A 23,672-nucleotide genomic window follows, 5' to 3' on the forward strand; every position below is an offset into this window, starting at 1 on the left:
GCCCCACGACATCGCGCGGCAGGAACTCGCGCGCCAGCTTGCGCGCCCGGTCGCCGTCCTCGTCGATGACGACAACCGCGCGGAAGCTGGTCTCCAGCGTCTGCGGGTCGCGCCCGGCTTCCTCGCAGCGCCGGCGCAGTGTGGCCGATTTCCGCGGCAGGTCGCTGGTGTGACAGAGGAGGTTCAGGTGGTCGGCGTACCGCACGGCCAGGCCGAAGGTCTTGTGCTCGCCGCCGCCACCGCGCAGGATCGGTAGGTCGTCGCGTAGGTGATTCCCAGTGGGCGGGACCGTATCGGTCAATTGTCCAATTTGCTGGGTGTCGTAGCCACTCGGCAACTACGGTCCCGCGCATGTCTCGCACACACCGCATACTCGCCGCCGCCGCCCTGGCAGCTGTCCCGTTCGTCGCGACAGCGCCTGCCCCTGCGGCTCCGGTCGTGAACAAAGTCGTGGTCATCGGTATCGACGGCACACTGTGGAGTGAGGTGTCGGCGGCCGATGCCCCCAACCTCGACCGCCTGGCCGCCGAAGGCACCCTGGCACGCACCTCCATCGCCCCGCACACCACCATGTCGTGCGTCTCGTGGGCGACGGCGCTGACCGGCGTGTGGGATACCAAGCACGGGATTCAGGACAACGGATCCACTTGCAACGCAGGCCCTTTCGCACAGTATCCGACCGTTTTCACCCGGGTGGAACGGGAGCGTCCGCCGTTGTCGACGGCCTCCCTCGGGACCTGGGACAAGATCGGCATGATCGCGCGCACCGGCAGCCCGCAGGCCGACCGGGTGGCCGTCACGCAGATCGATCCCACCGGTGCGGGCGTCTGTGAGACCACCGCCGATTCCCATGCCACCGCGCAGGTCGTCTCGGCCATCACCGAGGAGGGGACCGACCTGCTGTTCACCCACCTCGACCAGGTGGACATCGTGGGTCACACACTGCGCGGAGTCTGGCCGCAGGCGTACCGCGATGCCATCGGCCGAGTGGACGGCCTGGTCGGGCAGATCACCGCAGCGGTGGATGCGCGGGCGGCCTCGCACACGAACGAGCGATGGACGATTCTGGTCACCACCGACCACGGACACGAGCCGGACGGCGGGCATGGTGGGCAGAGCGCCTACGAGACGGCCAGTTTCGTGATCGCGCGCGGCGCGGGGTTCGCGGCGGGAACGCAGAACAACGGATACACCCTCGCCGACATCACACCGACCGTGCTGGATCTGCTCGATGTCTCGGCTCCCGCGAATCTCGACGGCGAGTCGATGCTGACGGGTGGTTCGGGCGACCCGGCAGCACCGGTGCCGACTACGCCACCGGTCGACTCCGGGATCACCGGTTCGTCGTCCGGTTCGGCGCAGGCGGCCATGGTGGCCAATCCGTTGTGCATCCTGGGCAGTGGATCGGCGAGCGGGTCGTCCGACAGATAGCGCGTCGAACGCAGGGCTACCGGTCGCTCCCGCCGGCATCGAGGGCGCCCAGTTGAAGTTGCGTGGCGAGGGCTTGCAGCGCTTCGGGGTCGCGTGGTGGCACCCGTTCCATCGCACTGAAAGCCAGGTGGTCGACGATCAACATGGTGCGTACCTCTGACGGACCCTCGAATGCTGTTGTGCCACAGTGTCTCAACCTCACAATCAGCACTGTCTGCACCGAGGGATCGCCCCGAGCATTACGACGCCGAGACCGCGCGTAGGGCTCACGCCCACCTCACCATCGCAACCGAAGTAGCCGTCGACACCCAGACCACGCCACATCGGCGCTTCAGCGATAGCCTCGGGGTATGACTGACAACGATCAGCCTGCACAGCGGCATCGACGACCCGTGGGCGTCGACTCCTCGACAGTGGCAGCGGTCGGCAAGTTGTCGGAGGCATTGGAGACGACCGAACGTGCTCGCGGGCACCTCTACAGCTTCCACCAGCTCACCGGCGGTGCCGATCTCGCACTCGGTGAGGCGGTGGACATGCTGCGCGAGGCCGGCCACCATCAGCTCGCCGAGAAGCTGGCCGCCGAACTGGTCGGCCGCAACGTGCTGCCCGGCCGGTGGACTTTTCAGATCGTGGAGGAATACGACGAGGGTTACTACGCGCGGTTCCGACAGATCGAGCGCGAGATCCGCGACGAACTCGTCGACGGCCGCACCCACCTGTACGAGGCCGAGATGAAAGAAACTCGGCGCTCCCACGGTCGTCCCGGGCACGAGGCCGGACCGGACAGCTAGATCGGACCGACCCGCCCGGAGGCTGCTTCTGACAGTGACCACGACGTCGATCGCCCGAACCGGTGTGAGCGCCCGATGAACGAGGGAACAAGAACCTGCATCGGTCGGGACACGCGCCCGCGGGCCGAAGGGGAAACAGCCGTCGGTTCACTAGTGTCCGGGGTCATGTTGCGAATCATCTGGAGAGTGAGCTGTGCCGCCTCAGCGCTGGCCGTACTGTCGCAGCCGACCGCACATGCCGATAGCGTCAATCTGCCACCGCACGAGAAGACTTTCGAGTCGGCTATAGGCAGCTTCACCGTCGGCACCCATGACGAGGTCATCTATCGAATCGCACCGTTGAACAGTTCCCCCATCAGCCGGGAAGCCTTGGTCTCCACTGTCGCCTACGGACGGCTCGACGGGCAGGCCGAGGGCGTGCTCAAGACCGGATATTCGGTCGGCTGTGCGGCCAAGATCGATTCCGTGATCCCCGGCGTCGATCCCACGACGGAATTCGGGCTCGAGGGGCCGCAGCAGAACTACGCGACGGAGCAGGCGCAGCGGCAGGCGACGGAGCAGGCGCAGTCGCGGTCTGTCGAGCGGTCGAGTACCGGCGAGTCGGTGGAGATCGAGACTCAGGAGTCCGGACAATCACAGGAGGTCGAATCGGCGCAGGTTCAGGAGTTCAACGGCGTCATTCCTTCCATCGCGGTGGACCCTGGTCTGTTCCTGGAATTGGCACTGCAACCCGGCGACATCACCAACATCGATATCGGTGAGGGCAAGCCGCTCATCCCGGGCAAGACCGTCCAGATCGTGGCCCGCGACTTCCACATCAAAGTCGACAACTGCGTAGGCCCGGCCACCATCCGCCAATACACCTATGTGCAGGCCAGAACTCCCGAAGTCGACGACAGCGGAGCGGTGTTCGGCGAGCCCACCAGTCTGTAGTGAGTCCCGCACCGCGCGGCGACAGCCATCCTCGCTATCACTTCGGCCCGCGCCTCCCACGCTGAACTCGGCTGGGCATCGTATTGGCGCGGGTGAGGTCGCCGTCGTAATGCGCCAGCACCCGGTGATCCATGGTGCGCCGCCACAGTGCGGGCACCGACGCCACGACGATCATGGTGGCATACCCCGCGGGCAGCTGCGGCGCCTCGGGCGCGGAGCGCAGGGTCTGATATCGACGCCCGGGATTGGCGTGATGATCACTGTGCCGCTGTAGATGGAACAGGAAGATGTTGGTGACAAGGCGGTCGGAGTTCCAGCTGTCGGCCGGCGAGCAACGCGCCCAACGACCGTTCGGCAATCGACGTCGCAGCAGACCGTAGTGCTCGACGTAGTTCACCGTCTCGAGCAACCAGATACCCATCACCGCCTGAACGGCGAGATACGGCACCACACCCGGCCCGAACATCGCGACGAGCCCACCGAACAGCACCAACGTCATCGCCCACGACTGCAGAATATTGTTGTGCGGGCCCCACCACGAGCGTTGTTGGCGTCGCAGCCGCTCCCGCTCAAGTTCCAGCGCCGACCGGAACCCCCCGATCACGCTACGGGGCAAAAATTCCCACAACGACTCCCCGAACCGCGCGCTGGCCGGGTCCTCCGGTGTGGCAACCCGAGCATGATGACCCCGATTGTGCTCGACGTAGAAATGCCCGTACCCGGATTGCGCCAACGCCGCCTTCCCCAGCCACCGCTCCAGCCGCTCGACCCGGTGACCGAGTTCGTGTGCGGCGTTGATACCGATACCCGCCAAGAAGCCGACGGTCACCGCCAGGCCCAGCTTGTCGACGAATCGAAGTTCCGGACCGGCCCACAGGTGGCAGGCGATCACCAGGGCGGCGACCTGAATCGGCAGGAACAGGTAGGTGCACCACCGGTAGAAGCGGTTGGCGCTGAGTTCTTCGTAGTCCTCGTCGCTGGGATTGTGGCCGTCTTCACCGACAAGTCGATCCAGCACCGGAATCACGAACAGCACGATAATGGGTTCGATCCACCAGAAGAACGCCGATCCGGTACGCATCACCAATTGTGAGGGCAGCAGCGCGCACACCGGCGCCAGCAATCCGAATGCCCAGAGCAATCGTTTCGGATCTACCGTCGGCACCAAGTATTTCCCGAGCAGGTGCCGCGGCCGCGGCACCCGCATCGACATCCTCATCGACAGTTCGGAGTCAAGGCAGCCTCGGGCAGTTGGTCGGTGCGGGATGACCCGCGAGCCTATCGCTCATCCACTGCTGCGACGCTTCCAATGCCGGGAAGAACGACATCACGTGGTCCGGTGCGGTGCCTGCGATCGCGGGCATTTGGAGGTCGGCGTCGAGTTCGACGATCGCACCCGCGGCGCACCACTGCGCCACCGTCGAACGGACTGTGCCGTACGGCGGTACATCATCGTTGCGGCTCGACGCTACGAACACCGGCACACCCGGAGTCTCGTTCCCGAGTTGCTGCTCGGCGACCGCTCGCGACACCGCGGGCAAACGCTCGATGACCGCGCGCAGCGGCTCACCACTGGTTGTCCACTGTGCGGTGCTCGGGAACCTCTGCGCGATCCCGCCGAGCACAGCGCATTTGCCCTGGGCGTCCGCCAGGATCGCCTTGCCGGTGTCGTTGAGTTCGGCTTCCAGTTCCGGACGGGCATCGGGATAGTCGGCGGCGATACCGTTCAACAACCAGGCATAGGCGGGCGCCAGATTGGCCTTGCCGTCGCTGTGCGCGATGAAGGCCATGACATCGACCACCGGGGCCCCTACGTACGCGCCGCGCACGTTCAACTCGGGAGCGTACGACGGCTGCAGTTCGGCGGCAGCACCCGCGGCCGAACCGCCCTGGGAATACCCGTACAGCATGACCGGAGCACCGGCACCGATGCCGTTGCCGGGCAGCGCCAATGCCGCCCGCGCGGCATCGAGCACGGCATACCCTTGCGACTTCCGGTTGAGGAAATCATGTACGGCGGGCGTGCCGAGGCCCTGGTAATCGGTCATCACGACCGCCATTCCCCGGGCCAGCAGCGAATACAACGCCAGCACGTCGAATTCGACCATCACGTCCATCGGCGGCTGGACGTCGACGAGCTTCGCGAGCAGTTTCGACGGAGCGCACTGATCGCCCTGCCCCTTCGAACCGCCCGCGAAAGCGACCAGAGGTCGCTCGCCCGGCCCGGTCCACGGGGCTGCGGGCTCGAGATACGTCCCGACCACGGCGGTCGGCGCGTCATGGGTGTCGTTGCTGCGATACATGATTCGCGTCGCCGATGCGGGGATCATCTCCGGCTGACCCGGAACAGACAGGGCCAGATGCGCGGGCTCGGTCCGGATGACCGCCCCCGCCGCTACATCGGGAAGTGGCATCGGCGTGCTGTAGAAGTCGCCGACGGCTACTTCAACAGTCGGTATCGACGATGCCACCGGCGCCGATACCAGCCCCGCGCCGACCGCGACGACCACTCCTGACAGAACTGCCGACCACTTGCATATTCGCCTCCCCAAGATTGCACCCCTCCGTGATGTACGCCACTCGAATACCTGAACGGGATAGACCGTACACACAAGGTTCGCCGGAGGACGTATCCGAGAGAAAATACGTGATAATCAGGCGTTTTATCCCAAATATCCCAGTTGTCCACGCATACACCGAACTACCTGACATCTGCGACAGGCGCGCCCGGAACACGTTTTTATATAGCCATAGACTATAAATTCCCCACTGATGTCACCCGGCTTCAGATAGAAGCGTGCCCACGTCGACAGGCGGCCTTCGACGAACGGCAACACCGGTTCTCCACCGGGGGCCAGAACGCGCCTCAACTCTCTCGGAACTCGTTCTCGCTCAGGACTCCGTGATGACCTCTCGGCGTGCATCGCCCGCTTCCGGCGCGACGGACGCCGCGGTTCGGCGTCGGCCTGGTGTCCAGACGGCAATGACAACGGCCGCACCGATGGTCAGCAAGCCCAGCACTGTCGCGGATTGGTGCATACCGTGAAGGAAGGCGGATTTCGCGAAATCGGCGAGTGGCTGCGCCGTCGGACCCGCACGCTCGGCTACCTGAAGCGCCGCCGCGAGTGAGTCACCGACCGGTTCGCGCGCGGCCTCGGGGAGGTTGGGTAGTGCGGGGGCTATGCGCTCGCCGTAACCCGCCGCGAGCACACTGCCCGCGATCGCGATACCGATCGCGGCGCCGACTTCGCGAGCCGCGTCGTTGACCGCCGCGGCGACACCGTGCTTCTCCACCGGGGTGCCGTCTACTATCGCGGCGGTGGCAGGTGCGGTGCACAACCCGATCCCCGCGCTCATCAGCAACAGCGGGCCGAGCAGATCCAGGTAGGAGGTCTGGGCGTCGACCTGCGCGATCATGAGCAGACCACCCCCGATCGCCAACAATCCCGCAAAGGTGGGGATTCGCAGTCCGATTCGCTCCGCCAGCCGGGGTGCGAACGCGGAGATCAGCACCATCGGAATACCCATGGGAGCAAGCGCCAGCGCGGAGACCAGTGGCCGGTAGCCCATGATGAGCTGAAGATGCTGCACGATCAGCATGAACAGGCCGAAGGTCACCAGGAACTGCAACGTCACTATCGCAGTGCCGCTACCGAAGCCGCGGTCGGCGAAGAGCCGGATGTCGATCAGCGGATGAGTGACCCGCTTCTCGATGACGACGAAGGCGAGAGCGAGGGTCAGCCCGATCACGGTTGCCGCGATCACCACCGGATCGAGCCAGCCACGCGCGGGCACTTCGATCGCCGCGACCACGATCGCGCCGATTGCCAGGGCGCTGGTGACCGCGCCGAGCGGGTCCATCGCGGGCCTTGACGTGTCCACCGATTCGGGCACGGTGAAGGCTGCCACCGCGAGCACCGCACCGGCAACGGCCATCCCCACGAAAATCGAAACCCAGGACCAACTTTCGATCAGGATGCCGGAGCCGAGGATGCCGAGAATCGCGCCTACGCCCGAGACACCTGCCCACAGTCCGATGGCGCTGCTTCGCCGTTCGACCGGGAATCCCGCGGTCAACAGCGACAGCGTGGACGGCATGACCAGCGCGGCTCCGACCCCGGTGAGGACGCGCGCGGCAATCAGCCAGATCGGGGTGTCGAGGATCAGCGGCGCCGCCGAGGCGAGCGAGAAGATGAACAGTCCCACGATGAGGACCACGCGCCTGCCGTACCTGTCGCCCAGCGCACCCGCGGGCAGGACGAGGCAGGCCAGCGCCAGGGTGTATCCGTCGACGACCCAGGTGAGTTCGGCCTGACTGGCGCCCGTGGCGGCCGCGATCTCCGGCAGTGCCGTATACAGCGCCGCCATCGAGGCGGTGACGAGAACGACCGCCAGGCACGACAGTGTCAGTAGCCAGCGCTGGGCCGCGGACAATCGCGCACGTCCGGTGGGATCCATCGGGCCTCCGATACTATTAGTATTGCTACGCTACAACTTGTAGCACAACCGAACAGCTGGAGACAGAGGAATACTGGGCCACATGAGCGGATCCGACGACGTCGAAGTCGACCCACGCAAGGCTCGCTCGCGCGCCCGCCTGCTCGATGCCGCTGCCGACCTGTTGCAGGCCGGTGGAGTGGAGGCGGTGACCATCGAGGGCGTCACCAAGTTGTCGAAGGTCGCCAGAACCACCCTGTACCGGCATTTCGACAATGCGATGCAACTACGGGCGGCCACCATCGAACGTTTGCTGCCACCGGTGCTGGAGACTCCACCCGAAGGCCCGCTGCGGGATCGACTCATCACCTTGCTGGAACGGCAGGCCGACGCGATTCGTGATGCGCCACTACAGGTGTCGACCTTGGCGTGGCTGGCGACCGGCTCGGACCGTAACGCCGACAATCCGGCTATCACCTCGCTCAGCCAGCGCATCATCGACCAGTATCGGGTGCCGTTCGACCAGGTGCTCGATACCCCCGATGCCCGTCGACAACTGGGCGAATTCGACACCTACTTCGTGCTGTCGCAATTGGTCGGTCCGCTGGTGTTCGCGAAGCTCATCGGCTTACGCGCCTCTACTCCCCAGGATTGCGCCCGCATCGTCGACGACTTCCTGGCGGCACGTACCGCGACTGCGCCGATGCAACGTCAGGCGTAGCACCCGGCCTCGCCTTTCCGCCGCAACGTTTTTCGTCGAGCGAAGGGGTCGTCGGTATCCGCGCCGAGCGGGCCGTTCGCGCCTGTGCAGGTCAACGACGATCGGCCCGCCGGCGCTTGTCCGCTCGGCGGCCCGCGCTCAGATCACCACACCCACATCAGTGCGCACCAGGACATCCAAAGCGCGTTCGGCGATCGCGGCGATGGTCATGGACGGGTTGCACGCGGCGGTGTTGCCGGGCATGAGGGCTCCGTCGACCACGTAGAGCCCACGCTGGCCGAGCACCCGGCCGTCCAGGTCGCACACACGGTCCATGTTCGCGCCACCGAGCGGATGCCAGGTCGACGGGAAGATCGTGTTGGTGTCGATCAGTTGCGCGTTCGGTCCCGCGATGCGGCGAACGGCGGGGTCGATGTGACCGTCCTGGATCGCCCGATCGCCGTCGGAGGGCCAGCGCAGTGTCGCAGCGTCGGAGCCGGTGTCGTAGACGAATTCGCCGCGTCCCTCGCTCACGCCGTAGCCCACCAGCATGGTGCTGCCCGCGTCCAGCGACAGCGGCGGGAGGGAGGCCTGGATGACGGTGAACGCCGATCGCGGATCGTCCCAATTCTTGCTGCCGTAGACCACCGGACCTCCTTGCGGAGATCCGAAACCCGCGCCCGGATCACGCCAGACGTAGATGCGGTCGGCGTTGGTGCCCCAGCCCTTGCCCAGTTCGTCGGGTAGATCCGGGATCGCACCCGTGGCCCCGGCCCGCACCAGCAGGCGCGTGGTGTTGAGGCTGCCCGCGGAAAGGACCAGTGTGCCCGTCGTGATGACCGTGTTCTCCAGGACCACGCCGTTGGTGTCGACCCGGTCGACCCGGACCACCCACCGGCCATCGCGAGCACGTTCGATATCGGTGACCTCGTGCAGGGTCTGCACGTCCACGATTCCGGTCGCCTCGGCGGCGGCGACATAGGTGACATCGACGGTGTGCTTGCCGCCGTTGTTCACGCCCATCGCACCGTCACCGTTGGTGTAGGACGGTTTCATCTCCCCACGCAACTCGGCCAGCGCGTAGTCCCAGTCGATCGGCATCGGGATCTTCGACAGCGGCAGTCCGGCGCCGCGGACCCGCTCGGCGAAAACCCGTGCGGCTGTGTAGGGCGCGCTGTCGACCAGCTCGTCCGGTGCGGTGGCCAAGCCGAGCATGCGCGCGACGCGGGGGTAGAACACCTCGTCCATCCGCTTCCAGTCCAGCCCGGAGGGGAAGTGGGTTTCGAATACCTCGCGGGTGGGCTGCAGCGACATTCCCTGGTAGACAAGCGATCCGCCGCCGAGTCCGGCCGCGCACAGTGCCGTCATCCCGGCACCCGGCACCGCTTCGACCAGGCCGGTATAGGGCTCGAACAGCAGTGGCGTACCGAATAGCGAGGGGCTCGAACGATGCCAGAGCAACCGCTTGTCCGGCTGAGTGGCGCGGGGGAAGGTCTCCGCGTTCGGCCCGGTGACCCAACGCTTTCCGCGCTCGAGCAACAGCACCGGCACCCCGGCCTGGGCCAGCCGCAGCGCGGTGACTCCGCCGCCGAATCCGGAGCCGATCACCACTACTCGACGTTCTTCCTCGGTCAGCGGGACACCGCCGGTGCGGGCGGCGATCGGGTTCTGCGCGGCGGCGCCGCGGGTCGAAGCGAGCAGCAACCCCGCCGCGGCGGCCCCGCCCAGGAGCGAACGGCGTGTCATCGTAGACATAGCAATACCTTCATCGTGTGTTGTCCGGGCACGGGTCAGTTCCCGCGCCGGTCCAGCAATAGGGTCATCAGCCCGATCTCCTGCCCCTGGGTGCGCACCATCTCGCGGGCCGATCGTTCGACCTCCCCGCCGGTGAGCAGGGCGTCGGCGGCGGCGGCCATTTCGATGCCGCCGGCGTGATGGCGTCGCATCAGGCGCAGGAAAGTGATCTCGGCCTGGCTGCCGCGCGCGGCAGCCAGCTCGTCCAGCTCGGCAGCCGAAGCCGTTCCGGGCATCGTCGAGGCCGGGTGATCAGCCGAATGCCGGTGTCCGTCTCCGGAATCCGGCATCCATGCCATCTGGTGCTCGTTGACGACGGGCGCGCCCGCCAAGCGGAGCCAGCCGAGCAACATGCCCAGTTCGGTGCGCTGACTGTCGGCGATCTGCCGTGCCAGACCGACGACGAACGGGTCGGCGCCGGCGTCGAGTCGCTGGGCCAGGAGCAGCGCCTGGCTGTGGTGGGCCACCATGTCCTGGACGAAACCGATCTCGGTCTCGGTCAGGACCGCCGGTGCCGTGGTGGCGGCGGGCAGCACGGGCCGAAGGGCCGCACCCATCGCGACCAGCAGCAGTGCCGACCCGACCCACGCGGCGAAGCGGAAACCGCTGCGCCAGCTCATGATCCGGTAGTCGAGTTCTGGTCGGACGGCGGGGTGTAGACCTGCGGTGACAGCTCGAGCGCCAGGAACCCGTTGTCGGCGCAGGTGGTCCAGAGCTGGTTTCCGCGCCACTCCGGAGGCGAGAAACACCAGTCGGTCGACAGGTCTCCGAAGGCCACCGTGCCGGTCCGTGGGCTCAGTGCCTGCTCCGGGTCGAAGTCACCCCGCAAGATCGCCTGCGCGACCGAGGGCGCCGACAGCAGCGGCAGGCCGATGATCGAGGCGAGCGCGTGCGGCGAGTTCGACAATGCGGCACTTTCCCCGGTGCGAGCGGGTGGGTTGAAATAGCCGATCTCGGTGACCTTTCCGGGATCACGCACATCGAAGACGCGGATTCCCGACGAGGTCCAGCCGCAGGCCAGCGCCGTGGGATCCGCGGGCCGGTCGGCGGCGCAGTAGTGCGCGTCGTAGGAGAACAGCGACCCGCCCGCCGCCGAAGCGAGCATGGAGTCCTGGTGCTCGGGCAGGTTGATCTCGAGCTTGATCGAGCCGGTGATCCGCGGCTGACGCTCGTCGGAGACGTCGATGAGTTTCACACCACCGGACCCGGCTTCGTCGACCGCGAACACGTGCGGCACTCTCCCATACGTCACCGGAACGGTGTGCTGCGTCGCCCAACCGTCCGACCACGTCATATCAGCGAGCTCGGGCACGTGCGGTGCGGGATCGCGGCGCTGGACCGCGCTGACGTCGAGGATCTTCATCCCGCCCATGTTGTTCGCCAGGTACAGACGGTTACCGTCCGGCGAAACGCCGACCCCGTGCATGGAAAGGCCGGGCAGCCCTTGCCACACGACCCACGGATTCGCCGGATCGGTCAGGTCGACCGCGCTGAGCAGGCCGGGCGCGGTGCCCGAGCTCCAGTACGTGCGGCCGTCCGGGGAGAAGCCGCCCTCATGAGCGGTGATCGGCAGCGGCAGGGACAGATCGGTCCCGGTGCCCGGGTTGAGCAGGCGCGGATGCGCGCAGTCGCTGATGTCGTAGACCGAGAGCAGGCCCGCACCGACCAGGGCGGGCACGCCCGCACCGACCAACAGCTTGCGGGCCTTGTTGACCTTCAAGCTCTCCCAGGTTCCCGCCAGCATCGCGGGCTCGGTCAGTGTGGCGGTATGCACGGGGGCGGCCGGGTCGCGCACATCGAGGACGTGCACACCGGCGTCCGGTCCCAGCAGGTCACCGGGAAAGAACGTACCGACGTAGGCGCAGTGCTCGAAGGTCACCGAGGTGATGCCACCGCCCCGGCCGCCCGCGGCGCCGAGCAACCGCATGTTGCACCAGAATCCGTCTTTGGAACGACCGCTGTCACGATCGGCGGCGGGGACATCGCCCTGCACACCGGATTCGGGCGCCGAACCGGGCAGACAGTCGACGCGGCTCGCCGAATGCGGCGCGGAGTGTGCGGTCACCGCGCCGATCGACACCAATATCGAGGCGGCCAGTATCAGTCCGGCGCGCCGATGCGCACGGGCAGAAAATGTGAACATAAGTGCTGTCTTCGCCCGAGGTGAGGGCGCCTTTCTCGACGAGTAACCGTGTTACTGATCGCAGACGGTACCACTCGAGTGGGGCTGAGAACCGGAATCCGGTGAATCAGCACAGCGCGACCGCTGTCGCTGCTCGATGCCCTGCCGGTGCGCTAGCGCACCCGATCGCGGCGCTCCCCTTCGACCTCACGCAGGAACGATTCGATGAGATCGACGACATCGGCGTGGCCGGCCTCGAGGCCGAAGGCTTCCTCCATCCGCAGAAAGCGGGAGATGCTCGACATCAGCAGCACAAGGGCACCGGGCGTGTAGCGGGCCGCGCTCGCGCCGTAGTCGGCAAGGATCTTCGCCACCGCGTCGAGCTGGAGCGAGCGGAATCGCCGTGAGGATTCGGCGATCTCGGCCTGAATCGCTTTCCTGTGGTTTGCCAGGGCGACGAATTCCATCGTCAACGCGGTGTGCGACTGATCATGGATGGAGTCCCACAGCGCCCACAGCGGCTGCGCCGATTCCAGCGCGCGTAGCTGACGTTCGTAGCTGCGGTCGGCCCCTCGCCGAAACAACTCGACGAACAGGTTGTCCATGTTGTCGAAGTAGTAGTAGACGAGCGCGGGGTTGACCCCGGCTCCGGTGCCGAGTCGGCGGGAGCTGACGGCGGCGTAGCCCTCCTCCAGCATGATGCGCTCGGCCGCGTCCAGCAGTGCGGAGCGGGAGGTGGAGTTCTCGGCGTCGGAGCTGCGCTCTGGCTTCACATGGGACCTGTCTGTCGTGCGGGAGGCGCTCGGCCTGCCGCGTGGATCGCGATTCGAGATCGGACGGCGCCCAGCAACGTTGGCATTCACCAGTTTACGGCGGTGTAGGCCGTGATCATCAGCAAGGCCGGTTCGCGAATCCGACTCTTGACAGTCGTGAGCGCCGTCACGTATATCTTAATCACTCGCTCAAATTGAGCACTCGATTAAAAAAGGAATCGGCCTCGTCAGCCGTTCCGTAGGCCCCCGACGGCCTGCCCATCGCGTCCACCCATTCCACGGAGGATCCGCCTCCCCCACGCCGCCATTCCGCCCGGACGGCGATCGTCCACCTTGCCGACGAGCAGAGGAACACGGATATGACCAATACAGCCACTACGGTTTCGGAGCCGGTCAACGGCCGGTCGACACGAGCCAGGGTCGCGGTGGTGACCGGCGGCGCGTCCGGAATGGGCTTGTCGATCTGCTCGGCGTTCGCCGAATCCGGACACCGGGTCGCGGTTCTCGACATCGACGGCGCGGCCGCGCAGCGAGTCGCAGAGCAGTTGCGGGCCACCGGTGCGACGGCGATGGCCTGCGCGGTCGATGTCACCGATCGCGACGCGGTCCGCGAAGCGATCGGTAAGGTTCGCGCCGAGTTCGGCGCGATCGAAATCCTGGTCACCAGTGCGGGTTCCGTCGATTTCGCGCCGTTCACCGAGATCACCCCACAGGCGTGGAATCGCGTCGTCGACGTGAATCTGAACGGGGTCTTCCACTGCGCCCAAGCCGTTGTCGCGGATATGGTCGCGGCCGGCTGGGGTCGCATCGTGACGATCTCGTCGTCGAGCGCGCAGCGCGGCTCGCCGGGCATGGTCCACTACACCGCCTCCAAGGGCGCCGTTCTGGCGATGACCAAAGCCTTGGCGCGCGAATACGCCGCCGCGGGAATCACGGTCAATACGATCCCGCCTTCCGGCATCGATACCCCCATGTCGCGCCAGTCGCAGGCCGCCGGGCATCTGCCCGCCAGCGCCCTGATGGCCAAGGCGATCCCGGTCGGACACCTGGGAACCGGCGAGGACATCGCCGCGGCGTGCGTCTTCCTGTGCTCGGAGCAGGCCGGCTACATCACCGGACAGGTCCTCGGGGTGAACGGCGGGTCGGTGATATGACCCATTCCACCGCTCCCCGATTGGCGCCGCTGCCGGTGCGGGAGTGGGACGAGAACACGCGAGCCGTGTTCCGCGGACACGTGAATTCGGCCGACCGGTACCTCTCGGGAGCACCCGATGCCCCGGCGATGCCGGGCATTCTCGGGGTGCTGGCCCATCACACCGAACTGGCGGGTGCGTGGCTGGCCTACAACGGGCTGCTGATCGAGCGCCCCACCGTCGATCCGTGTGACCGCGAACTGGTGATCCTGCGGGTCGCGTGGCGCAGCCGGTCGGATTACGAATGGACACAGCATGTTCGGATCGCCACGGCGCTCGGCATCACCGAGGAGCAGATCGCCGCGGTGCGCTCCGGACCGCGGGCACCGGTGTGGTCGCCGGTGCAGCGCTCGCTGCTGGCGATGACCGACCAACTACTGGATGACCATCGCGTCGACGACGCCACCTGGGCACAGCTCGAACTCCATTTCGACAATCGGCAACTGATCGAGCTGCTGTTCGTCGCCGGCTCGTATCTGTGCCTGGCGATGGTGTTGAACAGTGTTGCCCTGCAACCGGACCCGGAACGGGAGGAACGACCATGAGCAAAGTCGTAGACGAACCGGCTACGCCCCATCAATGGCCCAGACCCGCCGAAGGCAGTTGGACCCAGCACTATCCCGAGCTGGGTACATCGATGATGTCGTTCGAGGACTCGGTGTCGCCGGAGTTCTTCGAACTCGAGCGCGAAGCCATCTTCCAGCGCGCCTGGCTCAATGTGGGTCGGGTCGAGCAAGTGCCGAAGACCGGCAGTTACTTCACCAAGGAACTCGATGTCGCGCGCACGTCGATCGTCGTGGTGCGCGATCGTGACGGCGCGATCAACGCGTTCCACAATGTGTGTCGCCATCGCGGCAACAAACTCGTCTGGAACGAGTTCCCCCGGGAGGAGACCGCCGGGACATGCCGCCAGTTCACCTGCAAGTACCACGGCTGGCGCTACGGACTCGACGGCTCCCTGAACTTCGTGCAGCAAGAGGGCGAGTTCTTCGACCTCGACAAAGCGGAGCTGGGTCTGGCTCCGGTGCACTGCGACGTGTGGGCGGGATTCATCTTCGTCAATCTCGACGCCACGCCGCGGCAGACATTGCGCGAATTCCTGGGCCCGATGATCACCGATCTGGATGGCTACCCGTTCGACAAGATGACCGAGTGGTACGAATTCAAGGCCGACAACCAGAGCAACTGGAAATTGTTCGCCGATGCGTTCCAGGAGTATTACCACGTCCCCGGGCTGCATTCACAGCAGGTCCCCAGCGCCGTGCGCACCCCCGGGAAAGGTTTCGAGTGCGCGCACTTCCAGGTCGACGGCCCGCATCGGATGGTCTCCACCGGCGGTGCTCGACGGTGGACGATGCCGGCGGAGTTCATGTATCCGATCGAACGGATCACCCGCAGCGGCCTCGTGGGCCCGTGGGAGTCGCCGGATCTGGGCGCGCCGCCCAAGGGCTTGAATCCTGGCCGGGTCGAACCGTGGGGTATCGACAACTTCCAGATCTTTCCCAACATCGAGATCCTCATCTACCGCGGCTGGTATCTGCTCTACCGCTATTGGCCGACCTCCTACAACTCCCACCGGTTCGAGGGAATGCTGTGCTTCCAACCGGCACGCACGGCCCGTGAGCGAGTCGAGCACGAAGTCGCCTCGGTGGTGTTCAAAGAGTTCGCCCTCCAAGACGCCGGCATGCTCACCGGCACGCAGACCGCGCTCGAATCGGCGTATCGCACGGCCGGCATGACCCACTTCCCGGTCAATGATCAGGAAATCCTGGTGCGCCATTTCCACAAGGTCGTCGCCGACTGGGTCGACGAGTACCGCCACGATCTCACCGGAGCCGACCAGCGATGACATCGACAATGCTGCCGCCGGCCTTCGCCGACCTCGAGCGGTTCGCCGTTACGTGGTGTCTGAAGACCGAATCCGAACGCTACGCCCGCCGCCTGGCCAGTCCCATGCACGAGCTGATCGGCTTCTATGACGCGTGCTTTCCGCGTGTCGAAGACGCTATCGCCTACTGCGACAAATTCCCCCTCGAGGAATTGCCCGAGGACGCGATACACCTGCTTCACCTGGTGTATTCGCTGGTCATGGTCGCGATGGCAGTCGAGATCTTCCAACAACCCAAGCCAGTCGACAGCGCCGACGCCGAACTCGCACGCGTCACAGGGCCCTGGCCGTAGGACACGAAGGAACTCCACCATGACGATTACCATCGAGAAACTCGGGCACGCTGTCGGAGCAGAGGTCATCGGCGTACGCCGCGAGCAGTTGCTCGACGACGAGCGCCTCGCCGAGACCGTGATGACAGCCCTCGAGGAGAACGGGGTGCTGGTCTTTCGCGATCTGCATCTGGACCCGGAAACCCAGGTCGCGTTCTGCCGCACGCTCGGGCAGGTGGATACCTCGCCCGGACACCATCCGGTGCAGGGCATCTATCGGGTGAGCCTCGACGCCGCCAAGAACTCGTCGGCCAGCTACCTGCACGCGACCTTCGACTGGCACATCGACGGCTGCACGCCCGAAGACGACGCGTACCCGCAGATGGCGACCGTGCTCACCGCCAAGGCCGTCGCCGCCAGCGGTGGTGAGACCGAATTCGCCAGCACCTACAAGGCTTTCGACGACCTGACCGACGCGGAACGAACATCGCTTCGGGCACTGCGGGTGGTGCATTCACTCGAAGCGTCGCAGCGCGGCGTGACCGCGGAACCGACACCGGACCAACTGGCGGCGTGGCGCCGACGTCCGACCAAAGAGCACCCACTGATCTGGACCCACAAATCCGGACGTCGATCGCTCGTCCTCGGCGCCTCGACCGACCACGTCGTCGGGATGCCCGCCGACGAGAGCCGGGCGCTGCTCGACGGATTGCTCGGCCGCTGCACCGCTCCCGACCGTGTCTACCGGCACACCTGGGCTGTCGGCGACACCGTGATCTGGGACAACCGCGGGGTCATCCATCGCGCCGCGCCGTACCCGGCAGGTTCTCCGCGAGAGATGTTGCGTACCACGGTGCTCGGTGAAGAACCGATCGAATAGCCCACCGATACAGCCTTTCAGGAGTACATCATGGCTCGTTGGCCCAAACCCGCAGAGGGTAGTTGGACTCAGCACTACCCAGAACTCGGGACCGAACCGATGTCCTACGAGGACTCGATCTCCCCGGAGTTCTTCGAACTCGAGCGCGACGCGATCTTCAAACGTGCCTGGCTCAATGTCGGTCGCATCGAACAACTGCCACGCACCGGCAGCTATTTCACCAGGGAGATCCACGCCGCGCATTCCTCGATCATCCTGGTCCGCGATCGCGACGGCAGCGTCAACGCCTTCCACAACATCTGCCGACATCGGGGAAACAAGCTGGTGTGGAACGAGTTTCCCCGCGAGGAGACCTCCGGTACCTGTCGCCAGTTCACCTGCAAATACCACGGCTGGCGCTACGGCCTCGACGGCTCGCTGAGTTTCGTGCAGCAGGAAGGCGAGTTCTTCGACCTGGACAAGGACAACCTCGGACTCGCACGCGTGCACTGTGAGGTCTGGTCGGGATTCATCTTCGTCAATCTGGCCGCGCAACCACGTCAGACATTGCGCGAGTTTCTCGGCCCGATGGTGACCGGTCTGGAGGGGTATCCGTTCGACCAGCTGACCGAACGGTATTCCTACCGGGCCGAGGTCGGCGCCAACTGGAAGCTCTACCTGGACGCTTTCCAGGAGTTCTACCACGCACCGATCCTGCACGGTAAGCAGACGCCGGACAATTTCTCCGTCGCCGCGCAGCAGGCCGGATTCGAAGCGCCGCACTACCAGCTCGACGGACCGCATCGGCTGGTCAGCACCTCCGGTGTCGTGACCTGGGAACTCGACGCGGCGATGCGTAAACCGATGGAGGACATCACCCGCAGTGGCTTGTTCGGCCCGTGGGATGTCCCGGATCTCGGTCCGATGCCGGCCGGGCTCAACCCCGCGGGCTGCGAACCCTGGGGGCTGGATTCCTTCCAGCTCTGGCCGAATTTCACCATTCTCATCTGGTCCGGCGGGTGGTATCTCACCTACCAGTACTGGCCGACCTCGCACAATACGCACATCTTCGAGGGCAACCTGTACTTCACGCCCGCGCGCACCCCGCGCGACCGCGTCGCCCACGAAATGGCCGCGGTGACGTTCAAAGAATACGGGCTGCAGGATTCTTCGACGCTGGAGGCGACCCAGCTCATGCTCGAATCCCGCGCGGTCACCACCTTCCAGCTCAACGACCAGGAAATCCTGCTTCGGCACCTGCACAAGGTCGCGGCGGACTGGGTCGGCGACTATCAGCGCGAGCGCACGGAGGCCCAGCGATGAGCACACCACTGCTGCCGGTCGAGTTCGCCGATCTCGAGCAGTTCGCCTCGGTGTGGAGTCTGCCCTCCGAAACCGAACGCTACGACCAGCGCCTGAATTCCACGATGGCCGACATGCAGCGGTTCTACGACGTGATCGCCGCGCGGGCCGAAGACGCGCTCACCTACTGCGACAAGTTCTCGATCGACGATATGCCCGAGGACGCGAAGAACCTGATGTACCTGCTGTATTCGATGATTCAGGTGTCCTTCCCTGTGGAAGTGTGGCGACAGCCACGCATACCCGACACCGGGGCCGCGTCGTTGACCTGTGTCATCGAGCCGAGCCTATGAGCGGGCAGGTCGTCGTGCTGCGTGCCGCGGCGTGGGTCGAAGTCGAGACCGGGCAGCGGCACACGCCGGCGGTGATCGTCGTGGACGGCAACCTGATCACCGCGATCAATCCGGTCGAGGTACCCGCGGACGCGCAGGTCATCGATCTGGGTGAGCTCACGCTGCTGCCCGGTTTGATGGATATGGAAGTCAATCTGCTCATCGGCGGGCCCGACACTCCCTCGGGGTTGCCGAACCCGATGCACGGCGTGCAAGACGACCCGGTGTATCGCACTTTGCGCGCCACTGTGAATGCCCGCGTCACCCTGCACGCCGGTTTCACCACGGTCCGCAATCTCGGCCTGATGGTGAAGACCGGTGGCTATCTGCTCGACGTGGATCTGCACCGCGCGATCGAACAGGGCTGGGTCGAAGGCCCGCGCATCGTCTCGGCCGGACACGCCATCACACCGACCGGCGGCCACCTCGATCCCACGATGTTTCAGCGTCTCGCCCCGCACATCATGCCGATCTCGGTGGAGGAAGGCCGCGCCAACGGAGTCCCGCAGGTCCGCGAATCTGTGCGTTACCAAATCAAATACGGTGCCGAGGTCATCAAGATCTCGGCATCGGGCGGGGTGATGTCACACGGCACTGTCGCCGGAGCACAGCAGTATTCCGACGAGGAGCTGGCCGCGATCGTCGACGAAGCGCACCGCGCCGGTGTTCACGTCGCCGCGCATGCCCACGGTGACGCGGGCATCCGCGCCTGCCTGCGGGCCGGAGTCGATTGCATCGAACACGGTTCCCTCGCCGAGGACGACACCATCGCGCTGATGGTGGAGCAGGGCACGTATCTGGTACCGACGAGCTATCTGTCGGAAGGTCTCGACGTCTCCAAAGCCGCTCCCGCACTGCAGAAGAAGGCCGCCGAGGTCTTTCCGCGGGCGCGGGAGACGCTACGCAAGGCGATCCGCGCCGGGGTCAAGATCGCCTGTGGCACCGATGCTCCCGCGGTTCCGCACGGCCGCAATGCCAAGGAACTGTGGGCACTCGTCGACCGCGGCATGACACCGGCGCAGGCGTTGCGCGCGGCCACGGTCACCAGCGCCGAACTGATCGGCGTCGACGACCGTGGGCGGCTGGCACCCGGGTTGCTGGCCGACATCATCGCCGTCCCCGGCGACCCCACCGTCGACATCACCGTTCTCGACGAGGTGCGGTTCGTGATGAAGGACGGCCGCGTCCACAAGCAGCCGTGACCAGCGAAACCCGTTCGCCCGCAGGGCGAATGCGCGTATCAGATTCGAGGTAGCAATGTCGCCACGTCATCAGCTCTATATCGGTGGGCAATGGGTCGACCCCGCCGCCGGCGAGTCGATCGAGGTGATCTCACCGCATACCGAACAGGTCATCGCGCGGGTCCCCGACCCGACGACCGCGGATGTCGATCGTGCGGTCGCGTCCGCGCGCGAGGCATTCGACACGGGGCCATGGCCTCGCATGGACCCACAGGCGCGCGTGGCGATCGTTCGCGAGTTGGCGCGATGCTACCGAGCACGTGAAGACGAACTCGCACACCTGATCACCACCGAAATGGGTGCGCCGATCACCTTCTCGCGCTCGGCGCACGCCAAGCTGCCCGGCATCATGATCAGCGCTTTCGCCGATATCGCCGCCGGTTACCGCTGGCAGGAGACCAGAGCGGGGTTCCTCGGCCGTGACGTGGTCGTCGGCCGCGAACCCGTCGGGGTCGTGGCCGCCATCATTCCGTGGAACATGCCGATGTTCCTGCTCGTCGGGAAGTTGATTCCGGCGCTGCTCGCCGGATGCACGGTGGTGCTCAAGCCGTCTCCGGAGACAGCACTGGACGCGCAGCACATGGCCGAGCTCCTGGATCAGGTCGGGTTGCCCCCCGGGGTGGTCAGCATCCTGCCCGCGGGGCGAGAAGTCGGCCGGTACCTGGTCTCGCACCCCGGCGTGGACAAGGTCTCGTTCACCGGATCCACCGAGGCGGGTAGGCAAGTCGCCGAGGTCTGCGGTGCGGCACTGCGCAGGGTCAGCCTCGAACTCGGCGGCAAATCCGCCGCGGTGGTTCTCGACGACGCCGATCCCGACGCCGTGGCCACCGGCATGATGGTGGCCGGGCTGATGAACAGCGGACAGGCCTGCGTCGCCCAGACCCGGGTACTTGTCCCCCAGCACCGCCGAGACGAATTCGTCGACGCGCTGGCGAGTGTGATCGAAAACCTTACGGTCGGAGACCCGTTCGATCCAGCGACCCGGATCGGTCCGATGGTCTCGCGCCGCCAACAGCAGCGGGTTCTGGAGTACATCGACCTGGGGCAGCGCGAAGGAGCCCGTCTACTCGTCGGCGGCACCGACCTGCCCGAGAGTGTCGAGCACGGCTGGTATGTCCGGCCCACCCTGTTCGCCGACGTGGACAACTCCATGCGGATCGCACAGGAGGAGATCTTCGGGCCGGTTCTGAGCGTGATCGCCTACACCGACGACGAACACGCGCTCCACCTCGCCAACGACAGCGAGTACGGGCTGTCGGGTTCGGTGTGGTCATCCGACATCGAGCGCGCCACGGCGATCGCCCGCCGAGTGCGCGCGGGCACCCTCGGCATCAACGAGCCCTACAGCATGGATCCGGTCGCGCCGTTCGGCGGCGTCAAGAACAGCGGCATCGGCCGCGAGTTCGGGACCGAGGGTCTCGAAGGCTACCTCGACACGGTGTCGCTCTCGATTCGCTCGTCGACGAATGCCACAGTGCCGCACCTCGATTCCGCCCGCGCTGCCGCCCCGCCGAGCGGAATCCGCAGCTCGTGAACGATCGGGGCGGAGGCAGGGATGCGCGGTCAGGGCAGCTTGATAGCCGACATGTACATCTCGAGAATCGGCCCGTAGAGATCGACGCTGTCGAGTTCGGTGCCGAGTACGACGGAGGGCGTCGTGTGGATGAGCACCCTCGCCATCGTCATCGGCGGGATCAGCGAGGTCGCGCCCAGTCGGTCGAGATTCTCGATGATGAACTGTCCCAGCGCTTCTACGGTCTCTTCCCGCCGGAGGGCCACCCGCGCCCGAACCTCGGGGTTGCGCAGCAGATACAGGGTGAATTCCATACCGAGTGCGGCATGGTCGGTTCCGCGGTCGGCGCCGAGCCGACGCCACAGCTCACCGACTCGGTCCAACTCCTCAGTTCCCACACTCGAGGCCGCGGCCAGCACCTCGGTGAAGGTATCGAAGTAGCGCTGCATGTATCGATCGTTCACCCCGAGAAACAGTTCTTCCTTGGTGGCGAAGTGTTTGTAGATCGCGCCCTTGGTGTAGCCGGCGGCATGCGCGATGTCATCGAGTGTTGCCGCCGCGAAGCCCTTTTCGGCAAATACTTCTTCGGCAGCCTCCAGGAGCAGCGCCCTGGTGTGCTCGAGTCTCCGCTCTCTGGTCCAACGCTCAGCCATACCAGCGATTATGCCACGAATCTAAGAAACCCCCTAGTATCTGAGATTCTCAGTGGTATATTTCTGGACGTACGGATACTTCAGGAGAGTGACCGATGACTCCCTCATCGACTTCCACGGCCATCGCCGATTCCATTCCGAATTTCGAGCGTATCGACGCGCGTCGGACCCCGACCATTCACCGAGGAGGTGCGCTGTGAGCGGACCGTCGGAGCCGAAAAAGGGCACCACCGTCACCGAGCCGCTCGGCAACGTGGCCACCCTCGGCGCAAAAGTTCAATCGACCAGCAATGCGGTCAAGATCTGGGCCACCCTCGGCGGGTTGATCCTCGCCCTGCAAATATATGTGTGGCTGCGCTGGATCACCGGCCCCAATTTCGAACGTGTGCCCACAGGACCGAGCGATCCGCCGACTTTCATGAAGGTGATTCTCACCGTCTGGACCGCGGTGATTCTTCTCGGTCTGCCGATCGGCATGTATTTCTTCATCATCCGGCCGTGGCTACGGGAGCGGCGAATAACCCTCGACGGCATGCTGTTCGTGGCCTGCGGCTTGATGTTCTTCCAGGACCCACTGCTGAACTACTTCAATACGTGGAGTACGTACAACACCTGGATGTTCAATCGAGGCTCGTGGGTGCAGGATGTGCCGGGCTGGCAATCCTATGGCGAACCAGGCGCCATGATGGCCGAACCGATCCTGATGAACGCACCGGGCTACTCCTACGGCGTCCTGCTGTGCACGATCCTCGGCTGCTGGGTGATGCGAAAGACCAAGCAGCGTTTCCCGAATATCAGCACTATGGGTTTGATCGGCGTGCTGCTCGTTTGGACATTCTTCTTCGATCTCGTCATCGAAGGTTTGTTCCTGATGCCGATGGGTCTTTTCACCTACCCCGGCGCACTCCAGGCCTGGTCGATCAACGCCGGCACCTATTATCAGTGGCCGCTGTACGAAGGGCTCATGTGGGGCGGAGTTCAGGCCGGCCTCTGCTCGCTGCGTTATTTCACCGACGACCGTGGCCGGACCATCGTCGAGCGTGGCCTGGATCAGATCCATGGCGGATTCGTCAGGCAACAGTTCACGCGCTTCCTCGCGATCTTCGCTGCGGTCAGCACATTCTTCTTCGTGGGCTACAACCTGCCCGCGCAGTTCTTTGCCCTGCACACCGATCCGTGGCCCGAGGATATCCAGAAGCGCTCGTACTTCAACATGGGTATCTGCGGCGAAGGAACCGACCGGCTCTGCCCCCATCCTGATCTGCCGGTTCCCTTCCGGCACAGCGGCTACATAGATTCGACCGGCAAACTCGTCCTGCCCGACGGTGCGGAGCTGCCGAAGATCATTCCCTTCGCCGACACCGACAAAGGAAACTGA

At 65.4% G+C, this 23,672-nt stretch carries 23 protein-coding genes and 1 pseudogene; 14 read left to right on the top strand and 10 right to left on the bottom strand.

Features of this window, described 5'->3' with window-relative positions; all coding sequences use genetic code 11:
• Positions 1-31: 31 nt before the first annotated feature.
• Positions 32-268 (bottom strand): annotated as a pseudogene (locus QX204_RS16005) (LLM class F420-dependent oxidoreductase); the annotation flags it as partial.
• An 83-nt stretch (positions 269-351) separates the two neighbouring features.
• Here QX204_RS16005 and QX204_RS16010 point away from each other — a divergent pair.
• The gene (locus QX204_RS16010; protein WP_301907671.1) at positions 352-1,431 is read left to right on the top strand and encodes an alkaline phosphatase family protein; all 1,080 of its coding nucleotides are present in this window, start codon (positions 352-354) and stop codon (positions 1,429-1,431) included.
• Positions 1,432-1,447: 16 nt separating this feature from the next.
• Here QX204_RS16010 and QX204_RS16015 read toward each other — a convergent pair whose 3' ends face one another.
• A complete protein-coding gene (locus QX204_RS16015; protein ID WP_301907672.1) occupies positions 1,448-1,576 on the bottom strand; it encodes a hypothetical protein in 129 nt (42 codons plus the stop codon).
• Positions 1,577-1,781: 205 nt separating this feature from the next.
• On the opposite strand from QX204_RS16015, the gene QX204_RS16020 reads away from it, so the two are divergent.
• On the top strand, positions 1,782-2,222 hold the full coding sequence (locus QX204_RS16020; protein WP_301907673.1) for a hypothetical protein: 441 nt from the start codon (positions 1,782-1,784) through the stop codon (positions 2,220-2,222).
• 165 nt (positions 2,223-2,387) lie between these two features.
• Positions 2,388-3,155: an MspA family porin gene (locus QX204_RS16025; RefSeq protein ID WP_301907674.1), complete on the top strand. Its 768-nt coding sequence runs from the start codon at positions 2,388-2,390 to the stop codon at positions 3,153-3,155.
• A gap of 37 nt (positions 3,156-3,192) precedes the next feature.
• Here QX204_RS16025 and QX204_RS16030 read toward each other — a convergent pair whose 3' ends face one another.
• The 3 genes from QX204_RS16030 to QX204_RS16040 all read right to left on the bottom strand — a co-directional run bounded on the left by QX204_RS16030 (position 3,193) and on the right by QX204_RS16040 (position 7,613).
• Positions 3,193-4,362 carry an alkane 1-monooxygenase gene (locus QX204_RS16030; protein WP_301907675.1) on the bottom strand — a complete coding sequence of 390 codons (1,170 nt, stop codon included), beginning with the start codon at positions 4,360-4,362 and terminating at the stop codon, positions 3,193-3,195.
• Positions 4,363-4,387: 25 nt separating this feature from the next.
• Positions 4,388-5,569, bottom strand: a complete 1,182-nt coding sequence (locus QX204_RS16035) for a lipase family protein (RefSeq protein ID WP_301907676.1) — start codon at positions 5,567-5,569, stop codon at positions 4,388-4,390.
• A gap of 478 nt (positions 5,570-6,047) precedes the next feature.
• The gene (locus QX204_RS16040; protein WP_301907677.1) at positions 6,048-7,613 is read right to left on the bottom strand and encodes an MFS transporter; all 1,566 of its coding nucleotides are present in this window, start codon (positions 7,611-7,613) and stop codon (positions 6,048-6,050) included.
• An 82-nt stretch (positions 7,614-7,695) separates the two neighbouring features.
• Between QX204_RS16040 and QX204_RS16045 the strand changes: the two genes are divergently transcribed.
• Positions 7,696-8,313 carry a TetR/AcrR family transcriptional regulator gene (locus QX204_RS16045; RefSeq protein WP_301907678.1) on the top strand — a complete coding sequence of 206 codons (618 nt, stop codon included), beginning with the start codon at positions 7,696-7,698 and terminating at the stop codon, positions 8,311-8,313.
• 138 nt (positions 8,314-8,451) lie between these two features.
• Here the strand turns inward: QX204_RS16045 and QX204_RS16050 are convergent, their stop codons facing one another.
• The 4 genes from QX204_RS16050 to QX204_RS16065 form a co-directional block, all read right to left on the bottom strand.
• On the bottom strand, positions 8,452-10,047 hold the full coding sequence (locus tag QX204_RS16050) for a GMC oxidoreductase (RefSeq protein ID WP_301907679.1): 1,596 nt from the start codon (positions 10,045-10,047) through the stop codon (positions 8,452-8,454).
• Between the two features lie 35 nt (positions 10,048-10,082).
• Entirely contained in the window at positions 10,083-10,706 is a 624-nt protein-coding gene (locus QX204_RS16055; protein WP_301907680.1) for a DUF305 domain-containing protein, read from the bottom strand.
• Positions 10,703-12,229, bottom strand: a complete 1,527-nt coding sequence (locus tag QX204_RS16060; RefSeq protein WP_301907681.1) for an LVIVD repeat-containing protein — start codon at positions 12,227-12,229, stop codon at positions 10,703-10,705. Before QX204_RS16060 ends, QX204_RS16055 begins: the two co-directional genes overlap by 4 nt.
• 152 nt (positions 12,230-12,381) lie before the next feature.
• On the bottom strand, positions 12,382-12,981 hold the full coding sequence (locus QX204_RS16065; RefSeq protein ID WP_301907682.1) for a TetR/AcrR family transcriptional regulator: 600 nt from the start codon (positions 12,979-12,981) through the stop codon (positions 12,382-12,384).
• Positions 12,982-13,340: 359 nt separating this feature from the next.
• On the opposite strand from QX204_RS16065, the gene QX204_RS16070 reads away from it, so the two are divergent.
• From QX204_RS16070 to QX204_RS16110, 9 genes are read left to right on the top strand one after another with little or no spacing between them, the layout of a single operon-like run.
• Positions 13,341-14,135 (top strand): SDR family NAD(P)-dependent oxidoreductase, encoded by a 795-nt coding sequence (locus QX204_RS16070; RefSeq protein ID WP_301907683.1) that lies wholly within the window; start codon positions 13,341-13,343, stop codon positions 14,133-14,135.
• A complete protein-coding gene (locus QX204_RS16075) occupies positions 14,132-14,719 on the top strand; it encodes a carboxymuconolactone decarboxylase family protein (RefSeq protein ID WP_301907684.1) in 588 nt (195 codons plus the stop codon). Before QX204_RS16070 ends, QX204_RS16075 begins: the two co-directional genes overlap by 4 nt.
• A complete protein-coding gene (locus QX204_RS16080; RefSeq protein WP_301907685.1) occupies positions 14,716-16,023 on the top strand; it encodes an aromatic ring-hydroxylating oxygenase subunit alpha in 1,308 nt (435 codons plus the stop codon). Before QX204_RS16075 ends, QX204_RS16080 begins: the two co-directional genes overlap by 4 nt.
• Positions 16,020-16,355: a hypothetical protein gene (locus QX204_RS16085; protein ID WP_301907686.1), complete on the top strand. Its 336-nt coding sequence runs from the start codon at positions 16,020-16,022 to the stop codon at positions 16,353-16,355. The genes QX204_RS16080 and QX204_RS16085 overlap by 4 nt, the downstream gene beginning before the upstream one ends.
• A gap of 19 nt (positions 16,356-16,374) precedes the next feature.
• Positions 16,375-17,214: a TauD/TfdA dioxygenase family protein gene (locus QX204_RS16090; RefSeq protein WP_301907687.1), complete on the top strand. Its 840-nt coding sequence runs from the start codon at positions 16,375-16,377 to the stop codon at positions 17,212-17,214.
• Positions 17,215-17,244: 30 nt separating this feature from the next.
• On the top strand, positions 17,245-18,516 hold the full coding sequence (locus QX204_RS16095; protein WP_301907688.1) for an aromatic ring-hydroxylating oxygenase subunit alpha: 1,272 nt from the start codon (positions 17,245-17,247) through the stop codon (positions 18,514-18,516).
• Complete coding sequence (locus QX204_RS16100; RefSeq protein WP_301907689.1) at positions 18,513-18,848, top strand: hypothetical protein; 336 nt, start codon at positions 18,513-18,515, stop codon at positions 18,846-18,848. The genes QX204_RS16095 and QX204_RS16100 overlap by 4 nt, the downstream gene beginning before the upstream one ends.
• Positions 18,845-20,089, top strand: a complete 1,245-nt coding sequence (locus QX204_RS16105; RefSeq protein ID WP_301907690.1) for a metal-dependent hydrolase family protein — start codon at positions 18,845-18,847, stop codon at positions 20,087-20,089. The genes QX204_RS16100 and QX204_RS16105 overlap by 4 nt, the downstream gene beginning before the upstream one ends.
• Before the next feature lie 55 nt (positions 20,090-20,144).
• The gene (locus QX204_RS16110; protein ID WP_301907691.1) at positions 20,145-21,662 is read left to right on the top strand and encodes an aldehyde dehydrogenase; all 1,518 of its coding nucleotides are present in this window, start codon (positions 20,145-20,147) and stop codon (positions 21,660-21,662) included.
• A gap of 29 nt (positions 21,663-21,691) precedes the next feature.
• Here QX204_RS16110 and QX204_RS16115 read toward each other — a convergent pair whose 3' ends face one another.
• The gene (locus QX204_RS16115; protein WP_301907692.1) at positions 21,692-22,294 is read right to left on the bottom strand and encodes a TetR/AcrR family transcriptional regulator; all 603 of its coding nucleotides are present in this window, start codon (positions 22,292-22,294) and stop codon (positions 21,692-21,694) included.
• A 253-nt stretch (positions 22,295-22,547) separates the two neighbouring features.
• Here QX204_RS16115 and QX204_RS16120 point away from each other — a divergent pair, with 253 nt between their 5' ends.
• Positions 22,548-23,672: a spirocyclase AveC family protein gene (locus QX204_RS16120; RefSeq protein WP_165610379.1), complete on the top strand. Its 1,125-nt coding sequence runs from the start codon at positions 22,548-22,550 to the stop codon at positions 23,670-23,672.

This window comes from Nocardia sp. PE-7 (assembly GCF_030486425.1).
Taxonomy (GTDB): Bacteria; Actinomycetota; Actinomycetes; order Mycobacteriales; family Mycobacteriaceae; genus Nocardia; species Nocardia salmonicida_A.

What these genes read in the sequence shown, in the direction of transcription:
- QX204_RS16095 (WP_301907688.1), top strand. Translation starts at nt 17,245, where the DNA reads ATGGCTCGTTGGCCCAAACCCGCAGAGGGTAGTTGGACTCAGCACTAC.
- QX204_RS16025 (WP_301907674.1), top strand. Translation starts at nt 2,388, where the DNA reads ATGTTGCGAATCATCTGGAGAGTGAGCTGTGCCGCCTCAGCGCTGGCC.
- QX204_RS16040 (WP_301907677.1), bottom strand. Translation starts at nt 7,613, where the DNA reads ATGGATCCCACCGGACGTGCGCGATTGTCCGCGGCCCAGCGCTGGCTA.
- QX204_RS16100 (WP_301907689.1), top strand. Translation starts at nt 18,513, where the DNA reads ATGAGCACACCACTGCTGCCGGTCGAGTTCGCCGATCTCGAGCAGTTC.
- QX204_RS16085 (WP_301907686.1), top strand. Translation starts at nt 16,020, where the DNA reads ATGACATCGACAATGCTGCCGCCGGCCTTCGCCGACCTCGAGCGGTTC.
- QX204_RS16070 (WP_301907683.1), top strand. Translation starts at nt 13,341, where the DNA reads ATGACCAATACAGCCACTACGGTTTCGGAGCCGGTCAACGGCCGGTCG.
- QX204_RS16050 (WP_301907679.1), bottom strand. Translation starts at nt 10,047, where the DNA reads ATGTCTACGATGACACGCCGTTCGCTCCTGGGCGGGGCCGCCGCGGCG.
- QX204_RS16020 (WP_301907673.1), top strand. Translation starts at nt 1,782, where the DNA reads ATGACTGACAACGATCAGCCTGCACAGCGGCATCGACGACCCGTGGGC.
- QX204_RS16090 (WP_301907687.1), top strand. Translation starts at nt 16,375, where the DNA reads ATGACGATTACCATCGAGAAACTCGGGCACGCTGTCGGAGCAGAGGTC.
- QX204_RS16105 (WP_301907690.1), top strand. Translation starts at nt 18,845, where the DNA reads ATGAGCGGGCAGGTCGTCGTGCTGCGTGCCGCGGCGTGGGTCGAAGTC.
- QX204_RS16075 (WP_301907684.1), top strand. Translation starts at nt 14,132, where the DNA reads ATGACCCATTCCACCGCTCCCCGATTGGCGCCGCTGCCGGTGCGGGAG.
- QX204_RS16030 (WP_301907675.1), bottom strand. Translation starts at nt 4,362, where the DNA reads ATGCGGGTGCCGCGGCCGCGGCACCTGCTCGGGAAATACTTGGTGCCG.
- QX204_RS16010 (WP_301907671.1), top strand. Translation starts at nt 352, where the DNA reads ATGTCTCGCACACACCGCATACTCGCCGCCGCCGCCCTGGCAGCTGTC.
- QX204_RS16055 (WP_301907680.1), bottom strand. Translation starts at nt 10,706, where the DNA reads ATGAGCTGGCGCAGCGGTTTCCGCTTCGCCGCGTGGGTCGGGTCGGCA.
- QX204_RS16115 (WP_301907692.1), bottom strand. Translation starts at nt 22,294, where the DNA reads ATGGCTGAGCGTTGGACCAGAGAGCGGAGACTCGAGCACACCAGGGCG.
- QX204_RS16045 (WP_301907678.1), top strand. Translation starts at nt 7,696, where the DNA reads ATGAGCGGATCCGACGACGTCGAAGTCGACCCACGCAAGGCTCGCTCG.
- QX204_RS16035 (WP_301907676.1), bottom strand. Translation starts at nt 5,569, where the DNA reads ATGCCACTTCCCGATGTAGCGGCGGGGGCGGTCATCCGGACCGAGCCC.
- QX204_RS16110 (WP_301907691.1), top strand. Translation starts at nt 20,145, where the DNA reads ATGTCGCCACGTCATCAGCTCTATATCGGTGGGCAATGGGTCGACCCC.
- QX204_RS16015 (WP_301907672.1), bottom strand. Translation starts at nt 1,576, where the DNA reads ATGTTGATCGTCGACCACCTGGCTTTCAGTGCGATGGAACGGGTGCCA.
- QX204_RS16060 (WP_301907681.1), bottom strand. Translation starts at nt 12,229, where the DNA reads ATGTTCACATTTTCTGCCCGTGCGCATCGGCGCGCCGGACTGATACTG.
- QX204_RS16080 (WP_301907685.1), top strand. Translation starts at nt 14,716, where the DNA reads ATGAGCAAAGTCGTAGACGAACCGGCTACGCCCCATCAATGGCCCAGA.